Raw genomic sequence first — 16,646 nt, forward strand, 5'->3', positions numbered from 1 at the left:
CGCGGTCCGATCAATCGTAGATGACCTGTGCCTTGCCCGCTTCGGCCTGCGCGGTCCAGCTCGCAAGCGCCGCATCGGTCGGGAAGAACTTGGCGCGCTCGCCCAGTTGCAACTCGACCTGCGCCCCGCCCCGCGCCATCGACAGGCGCACGGGCAGGCCGTGCACCAGATCGCCGACCTCGGTCTGCTCGGTGCGCGCCGGAAAGTCTTTCAGGAGGCGCGCGATCTCGGGCACCTTGCCGTTGACTGCCACGCGCAGGAACTTGCCGAAGCGGCAGCGCGCCGAGGCCAAGTCCCACACCTGCTGCACCTGGAATCGCGCCTCGAAGCCACCGCGCGCGGGCTGCAGCTTGCCGCTCACGATGACGAGCTCGTCGTCCTTCAGCGTGTTGCGGTTGGCGTTGATGAGCGCTTCGTCGGCCGTGGCGTCGATCGACTCCGACTTGTCGTCGAGCTTGAAGATCGCCAGCCGGCCGCGCTGGCCGTTGATCACGCGGAAGTCGCTCACGATGCCGGCAATGACCTGCGGGTCGCGGCTGTCGAGCAGGTCGCCGATCTCGCGCTTGCAGAAGCGCCGCACCTCGTGCGCCACCTCGTCGAACAGGTGGCCCGAGAGGTAGAAGCCGACGGCCGTCTTCTCGAAGGTCAGGCGCTCTTTCACGCCCCAGGGCGTGGCGTCGACCAAGTCGGGCTCCTGCGTGGCCGAGCCGTGTTCGCAGTCGCCGAAGATGTCGACCTGCGACGCATTGGCCGCCGTGGCGTTGGCGAACTCGAAGGCGCGGTCGACCGAGGCAATGAGCGATGCGCGGTTCTGCTGAATCGCGTCGAACGCGCCGGCCTTGATGAGTGCTTCGACCGTGCGCTTGTTGATGCGCTGGCGGTCGATGCGCACGCAGAAGTCGTACAGGCTCTTGAACGGCCCGCCCTCTTCGCGCGCACGCACCACGGCCTCGACCGCGAGCTGGCCCGTGCCCTTCACGGCGCCCAGGCCGTAGCGGATGATCTTGTTGGTGACCGGCTCGAAACGGTAGTTGCCGCGGTTCACGTCCGGCGGCTCGAAGGTGATGTTGAAGTTCTTCTGGGCGTCTTCGAACAAGAGCTTGAGCTTGTCCGTGTCGTCCATTTCCACGGTCATATTCGCGCAGAAGAACTCGGCCGTGTAGTGGACCTTGAGCCAGCCCGTGTGGTACGCCAGCAGCGAGTAGGCGGCGGCGTGCGACTTGTTGAAGCCGTAGCCCGCGAACTTCTCCATCAAGTCGAAGATTTCGTCGGCCTTGTCCTGCACGATGCCGTGCGTGGCCAGCGCGCCCGCGCGGAACTTCTCGCGGTGCTCGGCCATTTCCTCGAGCTTCTTCTTGCCCATCGCGCGGCGCAGCAAGTCGGCGCCGCCGAGCGAGTAGCCGCCCAGGATCTGCGCGGTCTGCATCACCTGCTCCTGGTAGACCATGATCCCGTAGGTCTCGGAGAGCATCTCGGCCACGGCCGGGTGCGGGTACTCCACGTCTTCGCGGCCGTGCTTGCGCGCCACGAAACTGGGAATCAGGTCCATCGGGCCCGGGCGGTACAGCGCGTTCAGCGCGATCAGGTCTTCCAGGCGCGTGGGCCGCGCGTCCTTCAGCATGCCCTGCATGCCGCGCGATTCGAACTGGAACACCGCCTCGGTCTTGCCGTCGGAGAACAGGCGGTAGGTCGGCCCGTCGTTCAGCGGGATGTTCTCGAACGCGAAGTTCTCCTGGCCCTTGTGGCGCTTCATGATGAACTCGCGCGCAATCTCCAGGATGGTGAGCGTCGCAAGACCCAAAAAGTCGAACTTCACGAGGCCGATGGCTTCGACGTCGTCCTTGTCGTACTGGCTCACGGCCGATTCGCTGCCGGGCTGCTGGTACAGCGGGCAGAAGTCGGTGAGCTTGCCCGGTGCAATGAGCACGCCGCCGGCGTGCATGCCGATGTTGCGGGTCATGCCTTCGAGCTTCTGCGCGAGCTCGACCAGCATGCGGACTTCTTCTTCCTTCTCGATGCGCTCCGCGAGCTGCGGCTCCATCTCGATGGCGTAGTTGTTCTTGTCGCCTTCGATCTTGGTCGCGGGCGGATATTGCAGCGTGACCGACATGCCCGGCTTGTTCGGAATCAGCTTGCTGATGCCGTCGCAGAACATGTAGCTCATGTCGAGCACGCGGCCCACGTCGCGGATGGCCGCGCGCGCGGCCATGGTGCCGAAGGTGGCGATCTGGCTCACGGCGTTGCGGCCGTACTTGTCCTTCACGTAGTCGATCACGCGGTCCCGGTTGCCCTGGCAGAAGTCGATGTCGAAGTCGGGCATCGAGACGCGTTCGGGGTTCAGGAAACGTTCGAACAGCAGCTTGTATTCGAGCGGATCGAGGTCGGTGATCTTCAGCGCGTAGGCCACAAGCGAGCCCGCACCCGAGCCCCGGCCCGGGCCCACGGGGCAGCCGTTTTCCTTGGCCCACTTGATGAAGTCGCCCACGATCAGGAAGTAGCCGGGGAAGCCCATGTTCAGGATCGTGTTGATCTCGAACTCGAGGCGTTCCACGTAACGCGGCCGTTCGGCCTCGCGCTTGGCTTCGTCGGGGTACAGGTGCTTCAGCCGCACCTCGAGGCCCTCGAACGATTCCTGGCGGAAGAACTCGTCGATCGGCATGCGCACGCCTTCGGCGATGAAGGGCGTCGGAAAGTCGGGCAGCTGCGGCTTGCCGAGCACCAGCGTGAGGTTGCAGCGCTTGGCGATCTCGACCGTGTTGGCCAGCGCGCTCGGCACGTCAGCGAACAGCGCCTGCATCTCGGCGCTCGACTTGAAGTACTGCTCTTCGGTGAACTTGCGCACGCGGCGCGGGTTGCCCAGAATTTCGCCTTCGGAAATGCACACGCGCGCCTCGTGCGCTTCGTAGTCCTGGCGTTCGGCGAACTGCACTGGGTGCGTGGCGACCACCGGCAGCTTCAGGCGGGCCGCGAGCTTCACCGCGGCAATCACGTGCGGCTCGTCTTCGGGGCGGCCGGCGCGTTGCAGCTCGATGTAGAAGCGGTGCGGGAACATGCCCGCGAGCTGCAGCGCCAGCTCGGCGGCGCGCTCTTCCTGGCCTTGCAGCAGCGGCTGGCCCAGCGGCCCGGCCTGTGCACCCGACAGCGCGATCAGGCCGCCCTGCAGCTCCTGCAGCCATTCGAGCTTGCAGGCCGCCTGCGACTGGCCGCGGCTCACGTTCTGCGTCCAGGCGCGGGCCAGCAGCTCCGACAGGTTGAGGTAGCCCTCGGTGCTCTGCACCAGCAGGATGAGGCGGGTCAACGCGCCGGGCTCCTTGCCCAGCCCGTCGATGAAGATTTCAGCGCCGATGACGGGCTTGACGCCCTTGCCCCGGCCCTGCTTGTAGAACTTGACCGCCCCGAACAGGTTGTTCAGGTCGGTGATGGCCAATGCGGGCTGCTTGTCGGCAGCGGCGGCCTTGATGACTTCGTCGATTCGATTCGTGCCATCGACGACGGAAAACTCGGTGTGCAGACGCAGGTGAACAAACATCCGTCGATTGTAGGAAGCGCCACCCCACGATGTGGTGCGGTGATCCCTACAATCCCGCCCCGTGCAAGAGATTTTGAATATCGCCGCCTACAAGTTCGTGGGCATCAACGACAGCCCCGTGCTGCGTGAGACCCTGCGCGACCGCGCGCAGGCCCTGGGCCTCATGGGCACCATCCTGCTGGCGCCCGAAGGTATCAACCTGTTTCTGGCAGGCACGGCGCAGGCCATCCACGCCTTCCTGGCCGACCTGCGTGCCGATGCGCGCTTTGCCGACCTCGAAACCAAGGAAAGCTGGTCGGCCACGCAGCCCTTCCGGCGCATGCTGGTGAAGCTCAAGCGCGAGATCATCCGCATGGACCACCCCGCGATCCAGCCCGCCGCCGGCCGTGCGCCCGGCGTGGACGCGCCCACGCTCAAGCGCTGGCTCGACCAGGGCCACGACGACGAAGGCCGCGAGATCGTGATGCTCGACACGCGCAACGACTTCGAGGTCGACGAAGGCACCTTCGACGGCGCGATCGACTGGCGCATCACCAAGTTCACCGAATTCCCGCCCGCACTGAAGGCGCACCGCGCCGACTTCGAAGGCAAGACCGTGGTGAGCTTCTGCACCGGAGGCATCCGCTGCGAGAAGGCCGCCATCCTCATGCGCGAGGAAGGCGTGGAACACGTGCTGCAGCTCGAAGGCGGCATCCTCAAGTACTTCGAGGACGTCGGCGGCGCGCACTACCACGGCGACTGCTTCGTGTTCGACGGACGCCGGGCCCTGGCACCCGACCTCAGTGCGCGCGCCTCCGACGCCAGCGCCCGGGCCTCGGAAGACCCGGACATCGGCATCAAGCAATAAACAAGGCGCGCAGGCTCAGACCGGCGTAGTGCCGACGTCGGGTTCGCGCACGCCGAAGGGCTTGCCCGGCAGGGGAATGAACTCGGTCTCGCCAGGCACCTGGCCCATGCGCTGCGCGGCCCAGTCGCCGCCGGCCTCGAGAATGCGTTCGCGCCGGCTCGAAACGAAATTCCAGGTGATGTAGCGCGGGCCATCGAGCGGCTCGCCGCCGATCACCATGAGGCGCACTGCCGTGTCGGCCGTGAACACCGCGCCCTGCCCGTCGGGCAGCACCGCCATCGTGTGGGCGGGCGCCGGCTCGCCGTTCACCTGCGCATCGGCATCGACCATGTAAACCGCCAGTTCGGGCGCCAGCGCGGGCAGCTCGAAACGGCCGCCGGCCGGCAGCGCGATGTCCAGGTAGACCGTCTGCGCCAGCGTCTTCACCGGCGAGCGCACGCCGAAGGCCTCGCCCACCAGCACGCGCACCGGCACGCCCTGCACCGTGAGCTCGGGAATCGCCTCTGCCGGCGTGTGCTCGAAGCTGGGCTCGACCTCTTCATGGGCCTGCGGCAGCGCGGCCCACAGCTGCAGGCCGTGGTTCACGTAGGTGTCGGCCAGCAGGCGCTCGGGCTTGCGCTCGGAGTGCACGATGCCGCGCCCCGCGGTCATCCAGTTGATGGCGCCCGGCAGGATTTCCTGCACGCTGCCGAGGCTGTCGCGGTGCATCATCGCGCCGTCGAACAGGTAGGTGACCGTCGACAGGCCAATGTGCGGATGCGGTCGCACGTCGTGCGCGTTGCCGGGCTGCTCGGTGGCCGGACCGAAGTGGTCGAAGAACACGAAGGGCCCGACCGAGCGGCGCTGCGCCGCCGGCAGCACGCGGCGCACGTTGAAGCCACCGCCCAGGTCCTTGTCGTGGGGTCGCAGCAATTGGATTTCGGGGATGGTGTCGGTCATCGTGAGGTCCTTATGGGCGAAGTTCGGTGGGGCGTTATGCGCGCGATCTTGCCACCGTGCCGATGCGCTCGCCGAAGGCGCGTGCGGTCTCGAGGTCGCCCTTCGGCATCTCGGCGGGGCTCGCGTCCGAAGGCGATTGCGTGAGCAGGCCGCCGTAGCCGCCGACGTAGTTCATCGCGTCGCGCGTGGCCGCCTTGTTGTTGGTCGGCAGGATGCCCATGCTGACCCAGATGCCGCTGTGCTGCATGGCCAGCGTCCACAGGTAGGTCATGGTCGTGACCTTGTCGCCGTTCATCGTGGCGCTGTTGGTGAAGCCGGCGAAGAGCTTGTCTTTCCAGCCTTGCGTGTACCAGACCTTCGACGACGCATCGGCGAATTTCTTGAACTGCCAGCTCACGCCGCCCATGTAGGTCGGCGAGCCGAAGATGATCGCGTCGGCCGCGGCCAGCGTTTCCCAGCCATCGGCCGGCAGGTTGCCGTCGGCGTCGATGGCGAGCAGTTGCGCGCCCGCGCCGTCGGCCACGGCCTGGGCCACGCGCTGGGTGTGGCCGTAGCCGGAATGGAAGACAACGACGATGTTTGCCATGAAACGAGTTTCCTCAAAGAAGCGATGGAGTCGGAAGGCCGCGCCCACGCGGTGTGCGCGGCCTGAGGGGAACGAGCTTACTTTTTATCGATGCTGAAGCGGCCGGCACCGAAGGCGGCGAAAGCGAGCAAGCCGCCGGCGATCGCGATGTTCTTGAAGAACATCAGCTGGTTCACGAAGGCCTTGTCGGCGGGCATGGCCCAGTAGTTGTGGAACATCACGGCCGCGACCACGGTGAAGATCGCCAGCACGATCGCCGACACCCGCGTCTTGAAGCCGGCCAGCAGCAGCAGGCCGAGCCCCAGTTCCACGACGATCGCGATGACCGCCGCCACCTGCGGCAGCGGTGCGCCCACCGAGGAGATGTACCCCACGGTGCCGGCAAAGCCCATGAGCTTGCCGAAGCCGGCGGGGATGAACAGCGCTGCAAGCAGCACGCGGCCGATGAGTGCCAGCGTGTCCTGGGCGGCGTTGGGGGTGGTGGTTGTGGTGGTAATGGCCATGGTGAAAACTCCTCGGTGGTTATGGAATGAACAGGGAAACAAAAAAAAACGCCGTCTCAGGCCGCCAGGTCGAACACCAGCACTTCGGCATCGATGCCGGCGCCGAGCGTGAGTTGCGATTCGCCTTCGAGCATCGCGGCGTCGCCGCCCGAAAGCTTCTGGCCGTTGACTTCGAGTTCGCCGCGCACCAGGTGCACGTAGCTCTTGCGCTTCGGGTCGAGCGCCAGGCTCGCGGTCTCGCTGCCGTCGAACAGGCCGGCGAACAGGCGGGCGTCGGCGTTCACCGTCACCGAGCCGTCGTGGCCGTCGGGCGAAGCGACCAGGCGCAGGGTGCCGCGCTTCTCGGCGTCGCTGAACTGCTTCTGCTCGTAGCCGGGGGCAATGCCGCGTTCCTTGGGCTCGATCCAGATCTGCAGGAAGTGCGTGGTCTCGTCGGCCTTGTGGTTGAACTCGCTGTGCATCACGCCGCGCCCGGCGCTCATGCGCTGCACATCACCCGGCGGAATGGATTCGATGTTGCCCATGCTGTCCTTGTGCGCGAGTTCGCCCGAGAGCACGTAGCTGATGATCTCCATGTCGCGGTGGCCGTGGGTGCCGAAGCCGGCGCCCGCCGCCACGCGGTCTTCGTTGATCACCCGCAGGTTGCCGAAGCCCATGAAGGCCGGATCGTAGTAACCGGCGAAGGAAAAGCTGTGGAACGAGCGCAGCCAGCCATGGTCGGCATAACCGCGTTCCTGAGATTTGCGTACTTTCAACATGTCGAACTCCTTGTTGCCCCACCCGGTTCGGGCACCGGGGCTTTCGTCGTGGGCCGCGCCGGATGCGCAGCGGATGAGAAGAATTTTGGGCTTCCATCCCCCTCTGAAAGACGCCCGGTTTTGATGGCATCATTCAAATTATTTGAATGATGGAGCCCACCCCATGTCCAGCGCCCGAGACGTACTGACCCCCGACGCGCTGGCCATGCTGCAGACGGTGGTGGCCGCCGGCAGCTTTGCCGCCGCCGCGCGCGCACTCGGCGTCGTGCCCAGCGCGCTGAGCTACCGCGTGCGCCAGATCGAAGACGCGCTCGATGTGCTGCTGTTCGATCGCAGCGCGCGCCAGGCCCGCCTCACCGAGGCCGGCGCCGAACTGCTGCGCGAGGCCGCGCGCCTGCTCGGCGAGATCGACGCCGTCGCCAACCGCGTGAAGCGCGTGGCCACCGGCTGGGAGCCGATGCTGACCATCGCGGTCGACAGCGTGATCGCACGCGACCCGTTGCTCGACCTGTGCACCGCCTTCTTCGCACTCGACCCGCCCACGCGCCTGAAGCTGCGCGACGAAACGCTGCTCGGCACCATCGAGGCGCTGACCAGCGGCGAGGCCGACCTGGCGATCGGCGCGGTGCTCGATGCCGCGAGCCTGGCCTTCACCGCCACCGGCATCCGCAGTCGCCTCATCGGCGAGCTGTGCTTCGTGTTCGCCGTGGCGCCGCACCACCCGCTCGCGCGCCTGCCGCAGCCGATCAGCGACGCGGTGCTGCGCCAGCACCGCGCGGTGGCCGCGGCCGACTCGGTGCGCAGCGGGCCGAGCATGACAGTGAACCTCGTCGGCGGACAAGACGTGCTCACCGTGCCCAGCATGCAGGCCAAGATCGCCGCGCAACTGCACGGCCTGGGCGGCGGCTTCTTGCCCGAGCCGATGGCGCGGCCCTACATCGAGGCCGGCCACCTCGTCGAGTTGAAGACCGAGCGCCAGCCGCCGTTGGGCTCCATGCATTGCGCGTGGCGCGTGCGCAGTGCGGGCAAGCCGGGGCGCGCGCTCGAATGGTGGCTCGCGCAGTTCGAGCACGAGGGCACGCGCAAGGCGTTGCTCGAACGGCACCGGGGCCGTTGAACGCCACGCGACGCGGGCTGCATAAGGGTCGCCCCCAGCCCGGCGGCGCGCACAGACCGAGGTAGAGTGTGCACGGCCTCCTCCGTCATCACCCTGTCAAAAGAAAAGAGTCCGCCATGCCCAAAGCCAAAGCCCGCGCCACCGCCGACCGCCACCGAACTCCCGCCGCCGCCCGCCACTACGCCGTCATCGGCGCCGGCATTGCCGGCGTGGCCTGCGCCCGCACGCTGATGCAGGCCGGGCACCGTGTGACGGTGTTCGAACGCGAGGCCACGCCGGGCGGGCGGATGGCGAGCATCGACACTGCCTTCGGCCGCTTCGACAGCGGCGCCCAATACTTCACCGTGCGCGACCCGCGCTTTGCGCAGGTGCTGGCCACCACGCCCGCGCTGTGCCGCCCCTGGAGCGCCAACCTCGTGCGCGTGCTCGACGCCCACGGCCGCGTGGCCGAAGCGGCGCTGCCCTCGCTGGAGCCGCACTGGGTCGCCCAGCCCGGCATGGACGCGCTCGTGGCCCACTGGGCCGCGCCGCTCGGCGAGCACCTCGTCACCGGCACCCAGGTCACCCGCATCGAGCCCGACGCGCTCGACGCCACCCGTTGGCAGTTGCGCACCGCCGGCGCCGACGATTCGCAGCACGTGTACTCCGGCTTCGACGCCGTGCTGCTGGCCGTGCCGCCCGCACGCACCCGCGAACTGCTGGGCGACGGCGAACGCTCGGCCACGCTGAGCCGCAAGATCGACCGCGTGCGCATCGCGCCCTGCTGGGCACTGATGATCGCGTTCCCCCAGGCCAACCAGGCCACCATGTCGCACCTCGGCCCGCAATGGAACGTGGCGCGCAGCACCCACCACCGCGTGGCGTGGCTGGCGCGCGAATCGTCCAAGCCCGGCCGCGAGCGTGTCGAGCGCTGGACCCTGCAGGCCAGCGCCACCTGGTCGGAAGAACACCTGCGCGACACGCCCGCCCGCATCGAGGCCAAGCTGCTGCGCGCCTTCTCGGAAATCACCGGCATCCACGCCACGCCCAGCCATGCGCAGGCCCGCTGCTGGCCCGAAGCGCAGACGCAGGTGCCGGTCGGCCAGACCCACTTGTGGGACGCCAAGGCGCGCATCGGCATCGCGGGCGACTGGTGCATCGGCCATCGCGTGGAAGACGGTTTCGTTTCGGGCCTTTCACTGGCCCTCGCCGTTCTCTAAGAAAGGATGCGCGCCACCGGCCGCTTCGCGCCCTCGCCCACCGGCCCGCTGCATGCCGGCTCGCTGGTGGCCGCGCTCGCGAGCTGGCTCGATGTGCGCGCGCGCGGCGACCAGGCGCGCTGGCTGATCCGCATCGAGGACGCCGACACCGAGCGCTGCCTGCCCGGCATGGGCGAGCACATCCTGCGGCAGCTCGCCGACTGCGCGCTGCTCCCCGACGAGCCGCCCGAGTGGCAGACGAAGCGCACCGCCCACTACGAGGCGGCGCTGGCCGCGCTGCAGGCGCGCGGCCTCGCCTACCCCTGCGGCTGCTCGCGCAAGGACATCGACCTCGCCTTGGCCCGTCTCGGCCATGCGCACGAACGCCATGGTGAGCGCGTCTACCCCGGCACCTGCCGCGACGGCCTGCACGGCAAGCCCGCGCGCGCCTGGCGCTTTGCCGCACACCGCATGCCGACCGGCGACCTGCACTGGACCGATCGCCGCCTGGGCCCGCAGCAGCAGGATGTGCAGCGCGAGGTCGGCGACTTCGTGCTGCGCCGCGCCGACGGCCCCTGGGCGTACCAGCTCGCCGTGGTGGTCGACGACGCCGAGCAGCGCGTGACCGACGTGGTGCGCGGAGAAGACCTGGCCGACAACACGGCGCGCCAGATCCTGCTGCAGCAGGCGCTCGGCCTGCCCACGCCAAGCTACCTGCACACACCGCTGGTGCGCGGCGCCGACGGCGACAAGCTCTCCAAGCAGAACGGCGCCACGGCCATCGACACCGCCACGCAGCAAGCCGCGCTGGCCGCGCTCGACACCGCCGCCCGCGCCCTCGGCCTGCGCCCCACGGCAGCCGACGACTGCACCGCCGCACTGGCCGGCTGGGTGCCCGAATGGCGCGATCTCTACAATTCGCGGCCCTCATGAACATTCCCGACACCGTGTCCAACGACCTCCCGCCCGTGCCTCCCGAAGACGACGCCGCCGACGGCAAGCCGCATCCGCTGCACCGCCGCCTCAAGAGCTTCGTGAAGCGCGCCGGCCGCACCACCGACGGCCAGGCCCGTGCCTTCGCCGAGCTGGGCCCGCTGTTCCTCATTCCCTACACGCCCGAGCCGCTCGACCTGACGGCGGCCTTCGGCGGCCGCGCCGGCCCGACGGTGCTGGAGATCGGCTTCGGCATGGGCGAGGCCACGGCGCACATCGCCACCGTGCTGCCCGAGACCAATTTCCTGTGCTGCGAAGTGCACGAGCCCGGCGTGGGCGCGCTGCTCAAGCGCATCGGCGAGCAGTCGATCTCGAACATCCGCATCTGCGCGCACGACGCGGTCGACGTGCTCGACCACATGCTGCTGCCCTCCACGCTGGCCGGCGTGCATGTGTTCTTTCCCGATCCGTGGCACAAGAAGCGCCACAACAAGCGCCGCCTGATCCAGCCCGAGTTCGTGACCAAGCTGGCGCAGCACCTGCGCCCCGGCGGCTACATCCACTGCGCCACCGACTGGCAGCCCTACGCCGAGCAGATGCTCGAAGTGCTGGCCGCCGAGCCGCTGCTGCGCAACACCGCGCCGGACACCGGCTACGCGGACAAGCCGGCCTACCGCCCGCTCACCAAGTTCGAGAACCGTGGTCTCAAGCTGGGCCACGGCGTGTGGGACCTGGTGTTCGAAAAGCGCGCCTGAGCGCGCATTAGATTAGCTCGCTCAGCTCACTCGAGCTGGAAGCGGAACGGCAGCCGCATCGCGCCGCGCACCGCACGCCCGTCCGCCGTGCGCGCCGGGTCGAAGCGCCACTCCTTGATCGCATCGGTCGCCGCCCGCGACAGCAGCGGGTGCGGCGAGCGTTCGACGCGGATGTCTTCGGGCTTGCCGTCGACGCTGACGAAGAAGGTGGTGACCACCACGCCCTCGATGCCCTCTTCCGCCAGTGCGGACGGGTACTTCGGATAGCGGCGCTGGCGGATCACCGGGTCTTTCACGACCGCGTTCGCCGCAACGCGCGGATCGGCGCGCGGGGCCGCCATGAGGGTCGGCCCCGACGGCAATGCCATCGGCGGCCCCGCCAGTGGCAGCGGTGGCGGCTCGATCATCGATGGCGGCGGCAAAGGCGGCGGGTCGATCATCGGTTGCGGCGGCAGCGGCGCAGCCACGGGCACGACGACCTCCGGCGCGGGCAGCGCTTTTTCCACCACCTCCGATGGGGGCGACACAACGCAACCGGCGAGCACCACGCACACCCCTCCCAAAACCCAGGACATGTTCAAGTTCATAAGGGCAATTCTGGAGCACCCCCGCCTTCCGTCCTGGCCTCGAAATTGCTACACTTTTTTACTATTGTTAGCAAAAGGTAGCCAATGAACGCGTCTCGCAGGACATGGCTGGGCAAAGCCTCCGCAACGCTGCTTCTGGGAAGCGGCCTCGGCATCACCCGTCCCTTGCTGGCACAGACGACGCCGCGCCCCGCAGCCGGCGCAGCCCGCGTCGTCCTGCTCGGCCAGTCGGTGCCGCTCACCGGCAGCGCCAACGAGATCGGCAACGCCTTCGCGGCTGGCAGCCGCCTTGCCGTGAGCGACTTCAACACGCGCAACGCCGCCACGGGCTTGCAGCTGAAACTGCTGCAGCTCGACGACGGCTACGACGCCGCACGCGCCACCACCAACGCACGCACGCTGCTCGGCGCGAACAAGGCCGACATGCTGTTCGGCTTTGTCGGCACCGCCAGCAGCGAGGCCGGCGCCAAGGTCGCCACGCAGCAGGGCAGCCTGCTCTTTGCGCCCTTCGCCGCGTCCGACGCGCTGCGCGGCCCCGAGCATCCGAACGTGTTCCATGTGCGCCCCGGCATGATCGACGAGGCCCTCAAGATCGTGCGCCAGTGCGCCACCGTGGGGCAAAAGCGCATCGCGCTGGTGGGCGACGACGACGCCATGGGCCGCGCCGGCCTGGCCGCCGCGGAGCAGGCCATTGCCGAACTCAAGCTGCCGCCGCTGGTCGCGAGCGCACTGGTGCCGGCGGGCGCCGACAAGCTCGACGCCGCACTGAAGACCGTGCAGCAGCAGACGCCCCAGGCCATCGTGCTGGTGTCGCTCTCGGGCACCACGGCCGGCGCCATCCGCAAGCTGCGCAAGAGCGGCTACACGGGCAGCTTCATGGCTTTCTCGATCGTCGGCATCGACCCGCTCTACGCCGAGCTGGGCAAGGACATCGGCGGCATCGTGATCTCGCAGGTCGTGCCCTCGCCGCGGCCCTCGGCCATTCCGATCGTCAAGGAGTACCTCGCGGCGGTCGACAACTCCGACCAGACCGCGTCGTACGAAGGCCTCGAGGGCTTCATCGCCGCCAAGGCCGCAGGCGAAGCGGTACGCCGCGCAGGCCGCGGCTTCAACACCGCGACGCTTCAGCGCACGATGACGGCGATGACCGACTACGACGTGGGCGGCTTCCGCATCAACCTGCGTCCGGGCCTGCGCGACAACGTGCGCAGCATCGACCTCATCAGCATTTCGGCCGACGGGCGCGTGCTGCGTTAAGCCAGGTTCTGCTGGTAGCCCATCGGCGAATAGATCACGACCAACGCCGTGGCCGGCCCCGACAGCGCATGCCCGCGGTGCGGAATGCGCGCGTCGAAGTGCAGCGTGTCGCCGGGTTCGAGGATGAACTTGTCCACCCCCACCTGCCACTCCACGCGGCCCGTGAGCACGTGCATCATTTCCTCGCCTTCGTGCTCGAAAAACACGAACTTGTCGACCTTGTCGGGGAAGGTGAACAGAAAGGGCTGCAGCGCGCGATCGGTGGTGGCATCGGTGAGCGCGAAGTAGTCGTAGCCGAAGGCGCTGCCGCCCATGACGGTCGGGCGCTTGTCGGCATGCCGCACCAGGCTCACGCCGCGCCAGCTCTGCTGCGCATGCGCGGTGTCGGTCAGCAGGCTCGCGGCCTCGATGCCCAGCACGCTCGCGATGCGCGCCAGCGAACCGATCGGCGGCACCTTCTTGCCGCTTTCGATGCGCGAGAGGTAGGCCTTGCCGAAGCCGGCCTGCTCGGCCAGCGCCGCGAGCGTCAGGCCCGCCTCGAGGCGACGTTGCTTGAGGCGCACGCCCAGATCGACATGCGCCGGAACCTCGGCGGGAATCGCGGGTGCCGCCGGGGCCATCGGCGCAGCGGAAGCGGCGGGTGCCGTCGCGCGCTGGGGCGATCGGGCGGTTTTCTTTGAAGCAACCATGCGCCGAATTTAACGGAACCGGTTTACCGCTCGGCACACCCAGTTGCCCAGGCGGCCATCGCCGCGCCGACGCGGCTCAGTTCTTCTCGGCCTCGAAGCCCGCGGCGTTGAAGAACACGTTGGGCTTGCGGTAGATCGCGAGGATGGTGCAGCCCTCGTCCGAACGCGTCTCGTGCAGCGAGCCCGGCTGGCGCCAGACGAACTGGCCGGCGCGGCAGATGCCGTCGTGGTCGGAAAACGAGCCCTCGAGCACCCAGCTCTGCTCGATCTCGGGATGCTTGTGGAATGGCAGCACCGCGCCGGGCTCCCACTTGAGCAGCACCGTCATCTCGCCGGACTCGTCGTTGCGGTAGAGCACCTTCATCTGGATCTTGGGGAACTGCGAGGGCCGCCATTCGAGCGTGGCGGGATCGACGTAGACGGAACCACCGATGGTGGGTTGCAACTTGCCGGAGAGGCGCTCCTTGAAGACAGCGGACATGGTGTGGGACTCCTGTGGATGATGGTTGGGGGACGGGGACATCGCCTCAGCGGGTAGATTCGATTCTAGATCGAAGTTTCCCATTGGACAACTTTTGAGAATTGAAGATCAGGCAGCGGAAAAACGCAGCCGGTTGGCTTCGCGCGCGGCGCCGTATTCCATGATCCGGGCGACCTCGGCGGCGGGCGCCTTGCCGAAGCGCTTCGCGATCAGGTACAGCGTGGCGTCGATGCACAGCGTGACGCCACCGCCGGTGACCACGCGCCCGTTGTCGACCACGAGCGCGGGCTCGGCCCGGACCGTGGGATAGCGTTGCCGCAGCTCGTCCAGCGGCGAGGTTTCGGGCGGCACCACCTCGAACTTGGTGGTCGCGTGCAGGCCGTCGAGCACGCCGGCCTCGGCAAGGATCATTGCGCCGGTGCACACCGAGCAGACCAGCGCCGTGGGTGCCACGCGGCGCACGAACGCGAGCACACGCGCATCGCCCGCGGCGGCGCGCCAGCCGGGCCCGCCGGGCACCAGCAACACGTCGACCTCGTGCACCTCGTCGAAGCATGTGCTTGGCAGCACTTGCAGGCCGTTGGCGAGCGTGACCGGCGCGCGATCGAAGGACACGGTCTCGTAGCTGAGCTCGGGGATCACGCGCCGGGCCATCGAGACCACGCCGATGGCGGCGAGGTCCACGGGCTCGATGCCCTCGTAGAGCAGGAAGGTCATGCGCATTCGCAAATCTCCGTTCTGAATGAAAGAGGCAATGAAGTCATGGCTGAAGGATCAGGCGCTCGCGCTTGGCGGTGTCGAAGGCATACGCGTCGGCATCGGCCAAGGGTTGGGTATCGACCGCCACGGGCCACTGCACTGCGAGACGCGCATTGAGTTCGAGCCAGTCGCGCTGCGCCAGGTCGGCCGCGGGACGGATGGCCTGCACCGGGCACACCATCTCGCACAGGCCGCAGTTGGCACAGGCGCGCGGATCGATGACCACGAAGTTCGGTCCTTCGTGGAACGCGTTCTGCGGGCACACCGCCACGCACTCGCCGTAGCGGCATGCGATGCAGGCTTCGGTGACGACGAAGGTCATGCGCCGCGCTCAGAAATTGCGCACCGATTCGTCGCGCGTCTCGTGCGCGAAGAAGGCCGCCACCAGGGTGACGCAGGCCAGGCCGATCAGCATGATCGAAACGCCCGCGGTGCCGCCGAGCTTGCTCACCAGCAAAGTGGCGAGGATCGGCGCCAACCCTCCGCCGAGGGCGGCCGACACCTGGAACCCGAAGGAGGCTCCCGTGTAGCGCACGCGCGCACCGAAAAGTTCGGGAAAGTAGGTGGCCTGCGGGCCGAACATCAGGCCGTGGCCGAAGCTCAGCGCCACTGCGGTCGCGGCGATGATGATCCACGGATCGCGCGTGTCCACGAGCCAGAACAACGGGAACGCGAAGACGATGGTGAAGAGCGTGCCCGCGAAGTAGAACGGGCGGCGTCCGATGATGTCCGACAGCCACCCGAACAGCGGAATCGTCACCACCTCGATCGCCGCCGCGACCATGATCGCGTTGAGCAGCATCTCCTTGGGCAGGCCCAGGTTCTTGGTCGCGTAGACCACCATGAACACCGTGAGCATGTAGACCCACGAGACCTCGCAGATCTTCAGGCCCACGGCGATCAGGAAGTTCTTCGGATCGCGGAACACGGCCTCGGCGAAGGGGTTGCGCGCGATCTCCTTCTTGGCCTTCATCTCGAGGAACACCGGCGACTCGGACACCCGCGTGCGGATGAAAGCGCCCAGCGCGACCAGCACCACGCTCAAGAGGAAAGGAACGCGCCAGCCCCAGGACATGAAGTCCTCCTCGGGCAAGGTCGACACCATCGAATAGACGCCGGCCGACAGGATCAGTCCGATCGGAAAGCCGACCTGCACCAGGCTGCCGCACAGGCCGCGCCGGTGCTTCGGCGCGTGCTCGAGCACCATCAGCGCCGCCCCGCCCCACTCGCCGCCCAAGCCGATGCCCTGCACGATGCGCAGCACGATCAGCAGCACCGGCGCCCAGATGCCGATCTGCTGGTAGGTCGGCAACAAGCCGATGGCGAAGGTGCCGAGGCCCATGATCGCGAGCGTCATCAGCAGCATCGACTTGCGGCCGAGCCGGTCGCCGAAGTAGCCGAACACCGCGCCGCCGAAGGGCCGCGCGAAGAAGCCCACGGCTGCGCTGCCCAGCGCCGCCAGCGTGCCCATCAGCGGGTCGTCGGCGGGAAAGAAAATCTTGTTGAAGACCAACGCGGCGGCAGTGCCGTAGATCAGGAAGTCGTACCACTCGATGATGGTTCCGACCGAGCTGGCGAACACGACACGGCTGACTTCGGAGGTGTCGGTCTCGGCCGACCGGCCCTCCTGCGCCAGGGCAGGGTTTGCGGGGTGATTCATGGTGGTGGCTCTCCGATGCGAGGTTGTTGGCTCTGCTGACGGGGACCGCCCGCCTCAAGGGCGGTGGC

Annotated in this window: 17 protein-coding genes; 6 read left to right on the top strand and 11 right to left on the bottom strand. The window is 67.9% G+C overall.

Translation table 11 applies throughout. The annotated features are described in order from the left end of the window. Positions 1-10: 10 nt before the first annotated feature. Positions 11-3,529: a DNA polymerase III subunit alpha gene (dnaE, locus tag GFK26_RS26515; RefSeq protein ID WP_153284572.1), complete on the bottom strand. Its 3,519-nt coding sequence runs from the start codon at positions 3,527-3,529 to the stop codon at positions 11-13. Between the two features lie 61 nt (positions 3,530-3,590). On the opposite strand from dnaE, the gene GFK26_RS26520 reads away from it, so the two are divergent. Then, complete coding sequence (locus GFK26_RS26520) at positions 3,591-4,376, top strand: sulfurtransferase (RefSeq protein WP_153284573.1); 786 nt, start codon at positions 3,591-3,593, stop codon at positions 4,374-4,376. Positions 4,377-4,391: 15 nt separating this feature from the next. Here the strand turns inward: GFK26_RS26520 and GFK26_RS26525 are convergent, their stop codons facing one another. The 4 genes from GFK26_RS26525 to GFK26_RS26540 form a co-directional block, all read right to left on the bottom strand. After that, positions 4,392-5,315, bottom strand: coding sequence for a pirin family protein (locus GFK26_RS26525; protein ID WP_153284574.1), 924 nt, complete (start codon positions 5,313-5,315; stop codon positions 4,392-4,394). A gap of 34 nt (positions 5,316-5,349) precedes the next feature. Continuing rightward, positions 5,350-5,901 carry a flavodoxin family protein gene (locus GFK26_RS26530; RefSeq protein WP_153284575.1) on the bottom strand — a complete coding sequence of 184 codons (552 nt, stop codon included), beginning with the start codon at positions 5,899-5,901 and terminating at the stop codon, positions 5,350-5,352. 77 nt (positions 5,902-5,978) lie between these two features. Next, positions 5,979-6,404: a DoxX family protein gene (locus GFK26_RS26535; RefSeq protein ID WP_194273958.1), complete on the bottom strand. Its 426-nt coding sequence runs from the start codon at positions 6,402-6,404 to the stop codon at positions 5,979-5,981. 56 nt (positions 6,405-6,460) lie between these two features. Further along, the gene (locus tag GFK26_RS26540; protein WP_153284576.1) at positions 6,461-7,162 is read right to left on the bottom strand and encodes a pirin family protein; all 702 of its coding nucleotides are present in this window, start codon (positions 7,160-7,162) and stop codon (positions 6,461-6,463) included. Between the two features lie 163 nt (positions 7,163-7,325). On the opposite strand from GFK26_RS26540, the gene GFK26_RS26545 reads away from it, so the two are divergent. From GFK26_RS26545 to trmB, 4 genes are all read left to right on the top strand, one after another. Further along, entirely contained in the window at positions 7,326-8,279 is a 954-nt protein-coding gene (locus tag GFK26_RS26545; RefSeq protein WP_153284577.1) for a LysR substrate-binding domain-containing protein, read from the top strand. Positions 8,280-8,395: 116 nt separating this feature from the next. Beyond that, positions 8,396-9,478, top strand: a complete 1,083-nt coding sequence (locus tag GFK26_RS26550; protein WP_153284578.1) for an NAD(P)/FAD-dependent oxidoreductase — start codon at positions 8,396-8,398, stop codon at positions 9,476-9,478. Between the two features lie 6 nt (positions 9,479-9,484). Then, the gene (gluQRS, locus tag GFK26_RS26555) at positions 9,485-10,390 is read left to right on the top strand and encodes a tRNA glutamyl-Q(34) synthetase GluQRS (protein ID WP_153284579.1); all 906 of its coding nucleotides are present in this window, start codon (positions 9,485-9,487) and stop codon (positions 10,388-10,390) included. After that, a complete protein-coding gene (trmB, locus tag GFK26_RS26560; protein WP_153284580.1) occupies positions 10,387-11,145 on the top strand; it encodes a tRNA (guanosine(46)-N7)-methyltransferase TrmB in 759 nt (252 codons plus the stop codon). Before gluQRS ends, trmB begins: the two co-directional genes overlap by 4 nt. Before the next feature lie 26 nt (positions 11,146-11,171). On the opposite strand, the gene GFK26_RS26565 is transcribed toward trmB, so the two are convergent. Then, a complete protein-coding gene (locus GFK26_RS26565) occupies positions 11,172-11,720 on the bottom strand; it encodes an energy transducer TonB (protein ID WP_153284581.1) in 549 nt (182 codons plus the stop codon). A 96-nt stretch (positions 11,721-11,816) separates the two neighbouring features. On the opposite strand from GFK26_RS26565, the gene GFK26_RS26570 reads away from it, so the two are divergent. Beyond that, the gene (locus GFK26_RS26570) at positions 11,817-12,989 is read left to right on the top strand and encodes an ABC transporter substrate-binding protein (protein ID WP_153284582.1); all 1,173 of its coding nucleotides are present in this window, start codon (positions 11,817-11,819) and stop codon (positions 12,987-12,989) included. Here the strand turns inward: GFK26_RS26570 and GFK26_RS26575 are convergent. From GFK26_RS26575 to GFK26_RS26595, 5 genes are all read right to left on the bottom strand, one after another. Then, the gene (locus GFK26_RS26575; RefSeq protein WP_194273959.1) at positions 12,986-13,609 is read right to left on the bottom strand and encodes a helix-turn-helix domain-containing protein; all 624 of its coding nucleotides are present in this window, start codon (positions 13,607-13,609) and stop codon (positions 12,986-12,988) included. The two genes, GFK26_RS26570 and GFK26_RS26575, sit on opposite strands and share 4 nt — an antisense overlap. Before the next feature lie 145 nt (positions 13,610-13,754). After that, complete coding sequence (locus GFK26_RS26580; RefSeq protein WP_153284584.1) at positions 13,755-14,159, bottom strand: cupin domain-containing protein; 405 nt, start codon at positions 14,157-14,159, stop codon at positions 13,755-13,757. A 108-nt stretch (positions 14,160-14,267) separates the two neighbouring features. Next, positions 14,268-14,882: a DJ-1/PfpI family protein gene (locus GFK26_RS26585; protein WP_153284585.1), complete on the bottom strand. Its 615-nt coding sequence runs from the start codon at positions 14,880-14,882 to the stop codon at positions 14,268-14,270. Between the two features lie 37 nt (positions 14,883-14,919). Continuing rightward, entirely contained in the window at positions 14,920-15,240 is a 321-nt protein-coding gene (locus GFK26_RS26590) for a ferredoxin family protein (protein ID WP_153284586.1), read from the bottom strand. A 9-nt stretch (positions 15,241-15,249) separates the two neighbouring features. Further along, complete coding sequence (locus GFK26_RS26595) at positions 15,250-16,578, bottom strand: MFS transporter (RefSeq protein ID WP_153284587.1); 1,329 nt, start codon at positions 16,576-16,578, stop codon at positions 15,250-15,252. Positions 16,579-16,646 lie beyond the last annotated feature (68 nt).

This window comes from Variovorax paradoxus, from assembly GCF_009498455.1.
GTDB lineage: Bacteria > Pseudomonadota > Gammaproteobacteria > Burkholderiales > Burkholderiaceae_C > Variovorax > Variovorax paradoxus_H.